This window comes from Amycolatopsis sp. DSM 110486 (genome assembly GCF_019468465.1).
GTDB lineage: Bacteria > Actinomycetota > Actinomycetes > Mycobacteriales > Pseudonocardiaceae > Amycolatopsis.
Genome location: NZ_CP080519.1, coordinates 1,330,615 through 1,342,527 on the forward strand (window position 1 = coordinate 1,330,615; position 11,913 = coordinate 1,342,527).

General features: G+C 70.8%; 13 protein-coding genes. 5 read left to right on the plus strand and 8 right to left on the minus strand.

Annotated features, from left to right (window positions below; genetic code table 11):
• Positions 1-40 precede the first annotated feature (40 nt).
• From K1T34_RS06480 to K1T34_RS06490, 3 genes are all read right to left on the minus strand, one after another.
• Positions 41-796 (minus strand): SDR family oxidoreductase, encoded by a 756-nt coding sequence (locus tag K1T34_RS06480; RefSeq protein WP_220243379.1) that lies wholly within the window; start codon positions 794-796, stop codon positions 41-43.
• Positions 797-890: 94 nt separating this feature from the next.
• Complete coding sequence (locus tag K1T34_RS06485) at positions 891-2,210, minus strand: NAD(P)/FAD-dependent oxidoreductase (RefSeq protein WP_220243380.1); 1,320 nt, start codon at positions 2,208-2,210, stop codon at positions 891-893.
• Positions 2,211-2,320: 110 nt separating this feature from the next.
• Positions 2,321-2,920 carry a TetR/AcrR family transcriptional regulator gene (locus K1T34_RS06490; RefSeq protein WP_220243381.1) on the minus strand — a complete coding sequence of 200 codons (600 nt, stop codon included), beginning with the start codon at positions 2,918-2,920 and terminating at the stop codon, positions 2,321-2,323.
• 104 nt (positions 2,921-3,024) lie between these two features.
• Between K1T34_RS06490 and K1T34_RS06495 the strand changes: the two genes are divergently transcribed.
• Genes K1T34_RS06495 through K1T34_RS06505 form a run of 3 tightly spaced genes read left to right on the plus strand, consistent with a single transcriptional unit; the run spans position 3,025 to position 5,568 of the window.
• Positions 3,025-3,948, plus strand: coding sequence for a ketopantoate reductase family protein (locus K1T34_RS06495; protein ID WP_220243382.1), 924 nt, complete (start codon positions 3,025-3,027; stop codon positions 3,946-3,948).
• On the plus strand, positions 3,945-5,027 hold the full coding sequence (locus K1T34_RS06500; protein WP_220243383.1) for an enolase C-terminal domain-like protein: 1,083 nt from the start codon (positions 3,945-3,947) through the stop codon (positions 5,025-5,027). The genes K1T34_RS06495 and K1T34_RS06500 overlap by 4 nt, the downstream gene beginning before the upstream one ends.
• 16 nt (positions 5,028-5,043) lie before the next feature.
• Positions 5,044-5,568, plus strand: a complete 525-nt coding sequence (locus K1T34_RS06505) for a TIGR00730 family Rossman fold protein (RefSeq protein WP_220243384.1) — start codon at positions 5,044-5,046, stop codon at positions 5,566-5,568.
• A gap of 1 nt (position 5,569) precedes the next feature.
• On the opposite strand, the gene K1T34_RS06510 is transcribed toward K1T34_RS06505, so the two are convergent.
• From K1T34_RS06510 to K1T34_RS06525, 4 genes are all read right to left on the minus strand, one after another.
• On the minus strand, positions 5,570-6,406 hold the full coding sequence (locus tag K1T34_RS06510; protein ID WP_370643643.1) for a formylglycine-generating enzyme family protein: 837 nt from the start codon (positions 6,404-6,406) through the stop codon (positions 5,570-5,572).
• A gap of 137 nt (positions 6,407-6,543) precedes the next feature.
• Entirely contained in the window at positions 6,544-6,972 is a 429-nt protein-coding gene (locus K1T34_RS06515; protein WP_220243385.1) for a VOC family protein, read from the minus strand.
• Between the two features lie 25 nt (positions 6,973-6,997).
• Positions 6,998-8,704 carry an MOSC and FAD-binding oxidoreductase domain-containing protein gene (locus K1T34_RS06520; RefSeq protein WP_220243386.1) on the minus strand — a complete coding sequence of 569 codons (1,707 nt, stop codon included), beginning with the start codon at positions 8,702-8,704 and terminating at the stop codon, positions 6,998-7,000.
• A 90-nt stretch (positions 8,705-8,794) separates the two neighbouring features.
• A complete protein-coding gene (locus K1T34_RS06525) occupies positions 8,795-9,661 on the minus strand; it encodes a DUF427 domain-containing protein (RefSeq protein ID WP_220243387.1) in 867 nt (288 codons plus the stop codon).
• Between the two features lie 116 nt (positions 9,662-9,777).
• On the opposite strand from K1T34_RS06525, the gene K1T34_RS06530 reads away from it, so the two are divergent.
• On the plus strand, positions 9,778-10,380 hold the full coding sequence (locus tag K1T34_RS06530) for an ABATE domain-containing protein (RefSeq protein WP_255638352.1): 603 nt from the start codon (positions 9,778-9,780) through the stop codon (positions 10,378-10,380).
• A 10-nt stretch (positions 10,381-10,390) separates the two neighbouring features.
• Positions 10,391-11,308: a pyridoxamine 5'-phosphate oxidase family protein gene (locus K1T34_RS06535; protein WP_220243388.1), complete on the plus strand. Its 918-nt coding sequence runs from the start codon at positions 10,391-10,393 to the stop codon at positions 11,306-11,308.
• Here the strand turns inward: K1T34_RS06535 and K1T34_RS06540 are convergent.
• The gene (locus K1T34_RS06540) at positions 11,305-11,910 is read right to left on the minus strand and encodes an ABATE domain-containing protein (RefSeq protein WP_220243389.1); all 606 of its coding nucleotides are present in this window, start codon (positions 11,908-11,910) and stop codon (positions 11,305-11,307) included. The genes K1T34_RS06535 and K1T34_RS06540 overlap by 4 nt on opposite strands.
• Positions 11,911-11,913 lie beyond the last annotated feature (3 nt).

Below are 11,913 nucleotides of genomic sequence, written 5' to 3' on the forward strand. Positions count from 1 at the left end.
TGCGCGGGTGGCACCGGAACGGGACCACCCGCGCGAGGAATCACTTCCTGGGCGGGTTGGCCGGGAGCCAGTCCGCGAACTTGATCTGCCCGAGCTGGGCCCCCGCGTCGGGCAGCAGGCCCTTCGGCCCCGGCTTCTCGCCGAAGTAGCGGGCCTCGGGGTCGACGGTGACCTCACGCGGGTCGTTGCGGAAGGTCAGGGCCTCGCGCACCCAGCTCTCCATGGTGAAGACCTCGGGCCCGCCGATCTCGGTCATGCCGTTGAGCGGCGAGCCGGCGGCGACCTTCGCGACGGCACCGGAAACCTCGGACGCCGCGATCGGCTGGATGCCCGCGGCGGGGAGCTTGACCACGTTGCCCTCGGTGCCGCCGTCGGCGATCGCGCCGACGAACTCGAAGAACTGCGTGGCCCGCACGATGGAGTACGGCAGGCCGGAGTCCTTGATCAGCTCTTCCTGGGCGACCTTCGCGCGCAGGTAGCCGGATTCGGGCAGCCGGTCGCTGCCGATCACCGACAGCGCGACGAAGTGGCCCACTCCCGCGCCCTTGGCGGCCTCGGTCAGGTTCGTCGTGGCCGCGCGGAAGAACGCCATCACGTCGTCGTCGGCGAACGACGGCGAGTTCGATACGTCCACCACCACGTCAGCGCCCTGCAGTACTTCCTTGACGCCTTCGCCCGTCACCGTGTTCACGCCGGAGTTGGGCGACGCCGGCACCGCCTCGTGGCCGTGCTCAGTCAGCAGGCTCACGACCCGCGAGCCGATCAGGCCGGTACCGCCGATGACGACAATCCTCATGATGCGCCTTTCGCTGGGTGTCCCCGGCCGGCCCGGGGACTTCGCACCAGCCTCGACAAGGCGGACCGCGGATCTGTGACAGTGCCGCCACGGATCACCTGATCGGGTCACCTCCGGACACGAACGCGTCGCGCGGGTGCTCGACCGAGGCGAGCGACACGATGTCGCGGCCGAAGAACGCCGCCGTGAGCCAGATCGCGAGCACGCGGACCTTGCGTTCCCAGCTCGGCACGGCCAGCACGTGGTAACCGCGATGCATGAGCCATGCCAGCACGCCCGTGATCACGATCCGGCGGTACTGGAAGATGCCCTTGCCGATGCCGAGCGTCGCGACGGAACCCAGCCCGTGGTGCACGTACGGCTTCGGTGTGCGCCCGCGAACATGCGCTGTGAGGTTTCGAGCAAGCAGCTTGCCCTGGCGCAACGCGTGTTGTGCGTTCGGCACCGTCCGCGCCCCCGCCACCGGCGACGCGAGGTCCGGCACGGCGGCGTCGTCACCCGCGCCCCACGCTCCGGGCACCGGGTCTGTCTCGGTGCCCACCCGCAGGTCGGCGCGCACGACCAGCAGGCCGCGCTCGTCGATCGGCAGGTCGGTGTGGTTGTGCACCACGGGGTTGGCGGCGTTGCCCGCCGTCCACACGATGAGTGCGGAATCGAACTCCTCGCCCGTCGAGAGCACCACGTGCCCGTCGACGGCCGAGCGCAGCTGCGTGTTGAGGTGCACGTGGGCGCCGCGCTGTTCGAGCGAGCGGACCACCCACCGCCCCGGCTTGTCGGTGACCTCGGGCAGGATCCGGCCTTGCGCCTCCACGAGGTGGAAGCTCAGCTCGTCGCGGCCGATCTCCGGGTACGACTTCAGCAGCGCCGTCGCCAGCGACAGCAGCTCCGCGAAGCCCTCGACGCCCGAGAAGCCGCCGCCGACGAACGTCACCGTGAGCAGCTTCCGCCGCGCCGGCCCCGGCTCGAGCGCCGACGCGCGGTCGAACGACGTCAGCAGCCGGTCGCGGATCGCGACGGCCTCCTCCACGTGCTTCATCCCGATCGCCTCCTCGGTGACGCCGGGGATCGGGAACTTGCGCGTGACGGCGCCGGCCGTCACCACGATCTCGTCGTACTCCAGCTCGAACTCCGGCCCCTCGACCGGCCGCACGACCACGCGGCGGTTCGCGTGGTCGATCTCCGTGACCGCCCCCGCCACGATCCGCGTGCGCTTGAGGTGCCGCCGCAGCGACACCGCCGCGTGGCGCGCCTCGATCGATCCGGCCGTGACCTCGGGCAGGAACGGCTGGTAGGTCATGTACGGCCGCGGGTCCACGACAGTGAGCTCCGCCTCCGAAGGCCGCAACCGCTTCTCGAGTCCCCAGGCCGCGTAGAAACCCGCATACCCGCCGCCGACCACCAGGATCCTGCGCATTTCGCTCCTCGCTCTCTCGCCCTGCACAGGAGAGACAAGACAGCGATGCCGGATGTGACAGGTTTGCCCCGTTCGAGTGGGCGCCGTCACGAGGTGGGCGCCCAACGGCGTCAGACCGAGGCAGGAGCCTCGGCGGCCAGGCCGGCGAGTGCGCCGTCCGCGATCGTCTGCAGGGTGATGCGGCCCGGGTTGGTCTTGGCGAGCACGTTCATGCCCTGCACGACGGCCACCAGCAGGGGCGCGGATTCAGGGCCCGCACCCCGACGGAGTTCGCCGGCGGCGCGGGCGCGGGTGAGGGCGCCGGCGAAGCTGGTGCGGAGGTTGGCGAGGTGCTGTTCGAACATCGCGGCCAGGGCGGGGTCGCGGTCGGTGAGTTCGACGAGCGAGTTGGTGACGAGGCAGCCCCAGCGGCGGCGGCCGTCGACCATGGCGTCGACGAGGTGGGCGAAGTAGTCGCGCAGGCCGTCCATCCCGCTGGGGGCGACGTTGAGCCGCTCGACGGCCTCGGCGGACACGGTTGCCGCGTAGGCGCGGAGTGCGGCGACGAACAGGGCGTGTTTGTTTCCGAACGCGGCGTAGACACTGCCGGGCTGGATGTCCATGGCCTGGCACAGCGCCTGGATCGACGTGGCGTCGTAGCCGCGCTGCCAGAAGATGTCCAGGGCGACGCCGAGGGCTTCGTCGACGTCGAAGGTGCGTGTGCGTCCCACGCCGTAATAGTAGAGTAAGCGTTCAAGAATATCGACAGCGCTGAACCAGCATGGTAGAAATCCAGGGCACGCAACTTGGATGAGCGACCAACTAAGGGGATCACATGCGGGTCGTGGTGATGGGCACCGGCGGAGTGGGCGGCTACTTCGGGGCACGGCTGGCCCAGGGCGGCCACGACGTGAGCTTCATCGCCCGCGGCAAGCACCTGGAAGCGTTGCGCACCAACGGGTTGAAGGTCGAGAGTGCCTTCGGCGACCTGCACCTGCCGAAGATCGACGTGACCGACGACCCGACACAGCTCGCCCCCGCCGATCTCGTGTTGTTCGGGGTGAAGCTGTGGGACACCGAGACGTCCGCGGAGCTCATCAAGCCGTTGCTCACCGAGCAGACGGCCGTGGTGTCGTTCCAGAACGGTGTGGTCAAGGACGACATCCTGCGCCGCGTCCTCGGGCCCGAGCACGTGATCGGCGGCGTCTGCTACATCGCCGCCACGATCGCCGAGCCGGGCGTCATCCGCCACACGGGCACGCTGCAGAAGCTGGTGTTCGGCGAGTACGACGGCACCATCTCGGCGCGTGTTCAGAAATTCCACGACGCGTGCGCGGAAAGCAACATCGACGTGGAGATCAGTACCGGCATCGAACAGACGATCTGGGAGAAGTTCGTGTTCCTGGTCGGCCTTTCGGGCACCACGAGCACCGCGCGCACCACGATCGGCCCGATCCGCGCCAACCCGCGCTCGCGGGCGTTCCTGCACGACGTGATGGCCGAGGTCGTCGAGGTCGCGCGCGCCCAGGGCGTGGCGCTGCCCGCCGACTACGCCGACGACCGGCTCGCCTTCACCGACGGTGTGCCCGAAGGCATGACCTCCTCGATGCACCACGACCTCGAACGCGGCAACCGGCTCGAGGTCACCTGGCTCAGCGGCGACGTCGTCGAGCGCGGCAAGGCGCTGGGCGTGCCGACGCCGTGCAACCGCGCCATCACCGACATCCTCGCCGTGCACAGCGAAGGCCACCGCTCATGAGTCTCACGGTCCGCTCGGTCGAAGCCACGCTCGTGCTGGTGCCGATGCGCCGGCCGCTCGGTACCAGCGCCGCGCGCGTCTCGGCGGCGCCGTTGCTGCTACTCGACCTGCACACCGAGGAAGGCGTGACCGGGCGGGCGTATTCGTTCTGCTACCTCGAAGCCGCCGGCCACGCCGCCGCCGCACTGGTCCGCGACGTGCACACCACGTTGGCCGGCACCGCGGCCGATCCCGCGGCCGTGCGGTCGACGCTCGAAGCGAGGTTCAAACTGCTCGGCGTGCAAGGGCTCGTCGCCGCGGTGGTGTCGCTCGTGGACACCGCGTGCTGGGACGCGCTGGCCGTCGCCGCGGGCCTGCCCCTGGCGCGGCTGCTCGGCGCGCCGCTGAAGCCGATCCCCGCGTACAACAGCAACGGCCTCGGCCTGATCGAACCGGCGGCCGCGGCCGACGAAGCCCTGGAACTCGTGGCCGAAGGCTTCCGCGCGGTCAAGATGCGGCTCGGTCGCCCGGCCGCCGACGATCTGGCCGCCGTGCGCGCCGTCCGTGCGGCGGTCGGCCCGGACATCGAGGTCATGGCCGACTACAACCAGGCCCTCGACCTGCCCGACGCCCTCGCCCGCTGCGGCGCGCTCGACGACGAAGGCCTGTCGTGGTTCGAAGAACCCGTGCGCCACGACGACTACGCGGCCAACGCCCAGCTCACCGCCACCCTGCGCACCCCCGTGCAGATCGGCGAGAACTTCGCCGGCCCACGCGCGATGGCCGTCGCTCTGGAGCACGACGCGAGTGACCTGGTCATGCCCGACCTGGACCGCATCGGCGGCGTCACGGGCTGGCGCGACGCCGCCGCCCTGGCCGGCACCCGCGGCATCCCGCTGTCGTCGCACCTGTTCCCCGAGGTCAGCGTGCACCTGCTCGCCGCGACACCGACCGCGCACTGGCTCGAGTACGTCGACTGGGCCGCCCCGATCCTGCGCGAGCCGCTGCGGATCGCCGACGGCCACGCAACGCCGCCCGACCGCCCCGGCAACGGCCTGGAGTGGGACGCCGAAGCGGTCGCGCGGTACCGCGTGGGCTGAGCTTTATAGTCCGGCCATGAACATCTGCGTCTTCCTCTCCGCCGCCGACCTCGACGAGCGCTACACCGAGCCCGCGCGCGAGTTCGCCGACCTCGTCGGCAAAGGCGGCCACACGCTGGTGTGGGGCGGGTCCGACCGCGGCCTGATGAAGGTCGTCGCCGACGGCGTGCAGGCTTCGGGCGGGCGCCTCGTCGGCATCTCGGTGGAGCTGCTGCGCGCCGCCGCCCGCAAAGACGCCGACGAGATGGTGATCACCGCGGACCTCGCCGAACGCAAGGCGCTGCTGCTCTCGCGTTCCGAAGCCGTGGTCGTGCTGGCCGGCGGCCTCGGCACGCTCGACGAGGTCACCGAGGTCCTGGAACTCAAGAAGCACGGGCTGCACCACAAGCCGATCGTGCTGCTCAACACCGACGGCTTCTACGACGGCCTGATCCTGCAGCTGCGCCGCATGGAAGACGACGGTTTCCTGCCGCTGCCGCTCGACGACCTCGTGCACTTCGCCGCCGAACCCGCCGACGTGCTGGCGTACCTCGAGTCCTGACTCAGACGTCGGCGGCGGTGCGAAAACCCGTGTTGCCGCTGGAAGAATCGGGAGTGTTGCCCGTCCGGGCGGCGACGCGGTAGCGGTTGCAGTAGGACTCGTGGCACAGGTACGACCCGCCGCGCATCGACCGGTTTTCGGGGTCGAACCGGTCGGCGCACCACTCCCAGACGTTGCCGGACACGTTGTACAGGCCGAAACCGTTGGGCGAGAACGCACCCACGCGCGCGGTGCCGACGTGGCCGTCTTCTTCCGTATTGTGCGCGGGGAACCGGCCCTGCCAGATGTTGCACCGGTGCTCGCCGCAGGGGGTGAGTTCGTCGCCCCACGGGAACCGCGCCTGGTCGAGCCCGCCGCGCGCCGCGTACTCCCACTCGGCCTCGGCCGGGAGCCGACGCCCGGCCCACGCGCAGTAGGCCAGGGCGTCGTTCCAGGACACGTGGACAACGGGATGGTCCCACCGGTCGTCGACACTGCTGTGCGGTCCTTCCGGCGCCCGCCAATACGCGCCCGCGACCCCGCACCACCACGGCGTCTGCTCCGGCCGCGGCGAGATCTTCCGCAGCGTACCGGGCACGAACTTCGCGAACACGTACGTCCAGCCGAAGTCCTCGGCTTCCGTCCGGTGCCCGGTGGCCTCGACGAACTCGGCGAAGCGTGCGTTGGTCACCGCGTAGGCGTCGATGGCGAACGGCGCCACCGTGACTTCCCGCACCGGGCCCTCCCGGTCGTCGGGGAAACCGTCGGCGTCGTCGGTCCCCATCCGGAAGCTGCCGCCCGGCAAGGTGAGCAAACCGTCCGCGTTGGTCGCGGGCCCGGCCGGAACCTCGGCGGCCACGGAATGGTGCGAAGAGCGCGAAGGCGGACAACATTCGGACACGGGATGGGAACCTCCTCACCCGCACAGTAACTTCCCGAACACCTGCCGACACTTCCCGCACAACCAACGGCAGCTTCCGCACATCCGCCGACTCGTCAGGCGCGGTACCCGATCTCCTGCACCACCCACGTGTTCCCGTCCGGATCCGCGAAGTCGAAGGCGCTCGCGTAGTCGCGGCGGTCGGCGTCGAGGCCGGGTGCCCAGTCGCCCTGCCAGTCGGCGAGGCCGGCCTTGTGGCGGAAGTCGCCGACGGGGACGCCGCGGCCGGCGAGCTCGCCGCGGGCGGCTTCGAGGTCGGTGACGACGAGGTAGGTGGTGCGCGCCGAGCCCGGGGCGGCGTCGGTGAGGCCGGTGCCGAGCTGGACGGAGCAGGCGGAGCCGGGCGGGGTGAGCTGGACGACGCGGTAGCCGTCCTGCGGGTGGTAGTCGACGTCGAGGGAGAACCCGGCCTGGTCGGTGTAGAACTTCAGCGATTTGTCGACGTCGCCGACGGCCAGGGTGAGGACCTCGAGAGCCCAGTTCATCGTGGTGTTCCTTTCGAGCACGGGGTTACATGTCCAGGACGAGATCGGCGCGCGGGGTGGAGCAGCACACCAGCGCCTGCCCCGGATCCGGCGGCTCCAGCGGCGAAGGTGAGTAGTCGACCGAACCGGAGAGCACGGGCGTCACGCACGTGTGGCAGACGCCGCTGCGGCAGCTCCAGCGCGCGGGCACGTCACACGCCTCGGCGAGCTCCAGCAGGCTGCCACCGGGGAACGGGGCCGAGATGCCGCTGCGCGCGAACGTGACAGTCGGCCCGGTTCCGGGCGGTCCCTCCGGCGCGTGCGGCGGGCGCGCGGTCTGGCCGACAAGGCCGGGGTTGATGGCGTCCAGCGCGCCGAACAGCTCGCTGTGGATGTGGGACGCGGCCAAACCCGCCGAGGTGAGGGCGGCGGTCATGTCCGTCATGAACGCCACCGGGCCGCAGAGGTACGCCGACGCGTCGGCGGGCAAACCCAGCTTCACCAGCGCGTCTTTGGTGAGCCGCCCGGAATGGGCTCCCGCCGCGGTCCGTTCCTCCGCCGTCGCCGCACTGTAGAAGATGTCCGCGCGGCCACCGGGCAACGCGGCGACCAACCCCCGAGCCTCGGCGGCCAGCGGGTGCTCCGCCGGCCCGCGCGCCCCGTGGATCCACCACACCGCGCGGGTGCTGCCCTGCGCGGCCAGCTGGTGCAGCATCGCCAGCACCGGCGTCGCACCGATCCCGGCGGACACGAGCAGCACCGGCGAAGAACCGTCGCCGAGCACGAAGTCGCCTCGCGGCGCGGCCACGTCCAGCACCGCGCCTGCCGCCAACCGCGCGGTCAGGAACGTGCTGGCCACGCCCTCGCGCTTCACGCTGATGCGGTAGCCCTCGGAACCGGGCGCGGAGGAAATCGAGTAGCTGCGCACCGGGGCCGGTGTGGCGGCGCCCGGGACCCGCAGCGTCAGGTACTGCCCGGGCCGGGCGGCGGGCAGCGCGCTGCCGTCCTCGGCCTCGAAGTACACAGACGTCACCGAGGTGCTCTCGGGCCGCACTGCCGTGACGCGCAGCGGACGGAAGCCGTCCCACGCGGGTCCCTGAGCGACGGTCCCGATACCCAGCAGCTCCTCGAACGACTGCCGCCATCCCGGGCTCAGCGCCGGGATCCCCGCGGCGACGCGCAGTTTCTCGCCGTCCTTCTCAGGCAGGTACAGCAACGCATCGGTATCGGCCACGCTCAGCGCGCCCGGCCCGGTGCGCGTCTTCACGATCGGGTCGCCGGCCGTGAGGTGGCCCTCGCGGATGACGCGGAAGTAGAACCCCGGCCGGTGGTGGGCCACGAGCAGCGCGGGCAGCTCCGGCTCGCCGAGCCGCATGCCGACGCGGTAACACGTGACCCGCGGCTGCGTGACCTCGAACTCGGCCTCGCCGATGCGATAGCGGTCGCCGATGCACACCTCGTCGTCGGGCAGGCCGTCGACGGTGAGGTTCTCGCCGAACGAGCCGTACTCCAGGCCGTCGCGGCCGAAGTGCTGCTCCCAGTGGCGGTACGAGCCGATCTGGTAGACGAACACGGCTCGCTGCTCGCCGCCGTGACCGCCCTTGTCTCCCTGGCCGTCGCCGTCGATGTTGAGGCGGCGAACCATGGCCGGGCCGTCGACGGAGTGCTTCCACACTCCCGTGTAGACGGTCTTGCCCTGCCAGGACACGTTTTTCGGCAGGCCCACGTTCACCGAGAGCACTTTTGCGGTCATGCCAGCACCTCCTGCGCCGCGACGACGTACCACTGTGACACGGTTCCCATCGGTTTCCCCGGCTCGTTCGGATTCGGTAAGGCTCGCCCGTCAGGCGGTGCGCTTCTCGATCTCGTCGGTGTCGAGGCCGCGGTCGACACCGTGCGCGATCACGGTCTGGCCGGGCTCCAGCGACTGCCGCACGCCGTCGAGGTAGACCTCGATCTTGTCCGGTTCGAAGGACACCAGGCCGGAGACGCGTTCGACCTCGGTCCAGGCCTGCTCGTACGACCAGGCGGCGCCGGCGTGGGAGCCGATGTCGTAGTAGCTCGCGAGTCCCTTGTACGGGCAGAACGTCTGTCCCTCGATCGGGGTCAGCGCTCCGTCCACGATGTCCTCGCGCGGCACGTACCAGCGCGGCGCGAAGCCGGACTCGTACAGCACCACCGGGTTGTGCGTGTCGGCGATAACGCGGTCACCATCGCGGACCACGAGGTGACGCGACGTGCTGCGGATGTCGTTGCGGTGGTAAAGGTCCGCGGCGTGGCCGACGATCCGGTCGTCCTCCTCGTAGAAGGCCTCCATGGCGCGCCACGCGAACGCGACGCGATCCTTCAGCACGTCGGCGTACTCCGGCAACCCGGTGTACTCCCACGCCGCGCGCTCGGCGCGGCCTTCGCCGGCGGCAACCGTGTACCACGTGGTGTCGCCCAGCTCGCGGTGCTTCGTCACGCGGCCGCTCGACTCCAGCACGCCGTCGGCGATGGCGGTCTTCGGGAAGAACGCCACCGGGTAATGGCCCGGTTCGTGCAGGAGAAGCACGTCTTCACTGTCGACGATCCACTCACCACCGAAGCGGACCCGCATCCGCCTGCGCAGCGGCTCCACGAAGAGCAACCGCTCGGGCAACGGCTCCGGGGTGAGGAACCTGCCGACCGACCTGGTCGAAAGCGGTCCCTGCTGCCATGCCAGTCCCATGACTTTCGCCTTCCTTCTCGCTAACGGATGTGCAGACTGTATATCCGTTAGTTCGACGAGCACAAGACCTCTTCAAAAACTTGTCGACGGCGATGACTAATGCGTACACTCATGCCATGAGCAGTAGTGTCAGCCTGGAGGACATGCAACGGGCCGGCTTCCCGATGGGCGGTGAGCCGCTGGTCGCGCTGGATCTCGCCGACACGCTCGCGGCCGAGACGGAGCCGGGCGACGGCGACCTCCTCGCCTCACCCGAGCGCAGCGCCGCCTGGTGGCGGCTGGAGCTGCCGCGGCTGCCGGGGTCGGCGGCGCCGGACCTCGTGCCCACGCGCCGGCTGCGGTCCGCGATCCGGGACCTGCTGGAAGCGCACCTCGACGGCCGCGGGCCCGCGCCCGCGTCGCTCGAGGAGGTCAACGCGGTCGCGGCGGCCGTGCCGACGAGCCCGCGGCTCGAAGCGCACGAGGCCTGGGAGACGCACACGCGCTGGCACAGCGAGCACGGCGGCAACGTCGCGCTGGCGGCCATCGCGCGCGAAACGATCGAGCTGTTCGCCGACCCCGCGCGCCTCGCCCGGCTGCGCCGCTGCGCGAACCCCGACTGCACGATGTTGTTCCTCGCCACGAACCGGCGTCGCCAGTGGTGCGCGGGCAACGTCTGCGGGAACCGCGTGCGGGTCGCCCGCCACTACCGCCGGACCCACGACCAGCAAGCCGGATGAAAGGGCACACATGACCACCCAACCGATCACCACCGGGTTCCACAGCGGTGAGCTGAGAGTGCAACGGCAGGCCGGGCTCGAGTTCGAAGCGGCGCGGCTCGAAGGCATGCTCGCGCCCGCGCACCTGAGCCGCGGGGCCGAGGGTTTCCTCGCGCAGCGCGAGTTCGCGGCCGTCACGGCGCGCGACGCCGACGGGACACTGTGGACGTCTCCCCTGCTCGGGCCCGCCGGTTTCCTGGAGGGTTTCGACACGACGTTGGTCGTGCACACGCGCCCCGGCGCCGGCGATCCCCTGCACGAGATGCCCACGGGCGAGCCGGTCGGCCTGATCGCCGTCGAGTTCGCGACCCGGCGCCGGCTGCGGGTGAACGGCACCGTCGTGGCCGAGGCCGAGGGCGGGTTCCTCCTCGACGTGGAGCAGGCGTACGGCAACTGCCCGTCCTACATCCAGCAGCGCCGGCTGGAGATCGACCCCGAGCCGGCACTGGCCGCCGTCGAACGATCGGACGCCCTGACCGACGCCCACCGCGCCCTCATCCGCCGTGCGGACACGTTCTTCCTCGGCACGATCCACCCGACGCGCGGCGCCGACTCGTCCCACAAGGGTGGCGAGCCCGGCTTCGTCCGCCTCGACGGCGACGACGTGTGGTGGCCGGACTACGCGGGCAACAACCTGTTCAACAGCCTCGGCAACATCACCACCGACCCCGAAGCGTCACTGCTGTTCCTCGACTTCACCACCGGCACCACGCTCCAGCTGACCGGCACCGCCGCGCTCGAATGGGTCACCCCGGGCACCGCCGGCGAGGACGACGCCACGGGCCGCCGCGTCCGCTTCCATCCGACGCGGGTGGTGTCGCGCACGGGAGTGCCGCTGCACGCGTCAGACGTGGTGCTGTCGCCGCACAATCCGCGAGTGACTACTTAAGAGTCCACAGTAGACACTGCCCGTTCCCGGAAGGCCGCCGCTTTGCTGCTGTTGCCACAGCGCTGCATGGAGCACCAACGGCGCGGGCGGCCGCCTGGAGTGTCGAGAAAAAGCATGCGGCACAACGGCGAGTCGCAGGCGCGGAGGTGGGTTCGGCGGGCCGAGTCGGTGACGACGTCGATGGCATCACGGGCGACGGTGGCCAGCACCTGGGCGGACGTGCGGAGGCGGGGGCTTGAAGCCAGGCGGCCGTCTGCGGCCAGCTCCAGACGCGGTGGTTCCGTGGCGAGGACGGCGTACGCCTCGACCGTCGCGGCCGCGGTGGGGTCTACCGGGGCGTCGGCCATGACGTCCGTGACCACGCCGAACACGGCTTCCCGCAAGCGTTGCGCGTCGGAAAGCGCGGCGTCGTTTGCCTCGCCCGGGAGCAGCGGCAGGCCGACGCCGGTGGCCCACGCGTCGAGGCGGGCGGTGTCCCCGAGGCGCTCGATGGCCGCGGTCGGGCGACGGCCGAGGGTGGCGACGAGGTCGAGGGCTCGGGAACCGGCGTCGAAGCGAAGTTCCTTGAGCTGGGCGGTCACGCGGACGCGGGGCTGGGTCACCGC

What these genes read in the sequence shown, in the direction of transcription:
- K1T34_RS06480 (WP_220243379.1), bottom strand. Translation starts at nt 796, where the DNA reads ATGAGGATTGTCGTCATCGGCGGTACCGGCCTGATCGGCTCGCGGGTC.
- K1T34_RS06485 (WP_220243380.1), bottom strand. Translation starts at nt 2,210, where the DNA reads ATGCGCAGGATCCTGGTGGTCGGCGGCGGGTATGCGGGTTTCTACGCG.
- K1T34_RS06495 (WP_220243382.1), top strand. Translation starts at nt 3,025, where the DNA reads ATGCGGGTCGTGGTGATGGGCACCGGCGGAGTGGGCGGCTACTTCGGG.
- K1T34_RS06500 (WP_220243383.1), top strand. Translation starts at nt 3,945, where the DNA reads ATGAGTCTCACGGTCCGCTCGGTCGAAGCCACGCTCGTGCTGGTGCCG.
- K1T34_RS06505 (WP_220243384.1), top strand. Translation starts at nt 5,044, where the DNA reads ATGAACATCTGCGTCTTCCTCTCCGCCGCCGACCTCGACGAGCGCTAC.
- K1T34_RS06515 (WP_220243385.1), bottom strand. Translation starts at nt 6,972, where the DNA reads ATGAACTGGGCTCTCGAGGTCCTCACCCTGGCCGTCGGCGACGTCGAC.
- K1T34_RS06520 (WP_220243386.1), bottom strand. Translation starts at nt 8,704, where the DNA reads ATGACCGCAAAAGTGCTCTCGGTGAACGTGGGCCTGCCGAAAAACGTG.
- K1T34_RS06525 (WP_220243387.1), bottom strand. Translation starts at nt 9,661, where the DNA reads ATGGGACTGGCATGGCAGCAGGGACCGCTTTCGACCAGGTCGGTCGGC.
- K1T34_RS06530 (WP_255638352.1), top strand. Translation starts at nt 9,778, where the DNA reads ATGAGCAGTAGTGTCAGCCTGGAGGACATGCAACGGGCCGGCTTCCCG.
- K1T34_RS06535 (WP_220243388.1), top strand. Translation starts at nt 10,391, where the DNA reads ATGACCACCCAACCGATCACCACCGGGTTCCACAGCGGTGAGCTGAGA.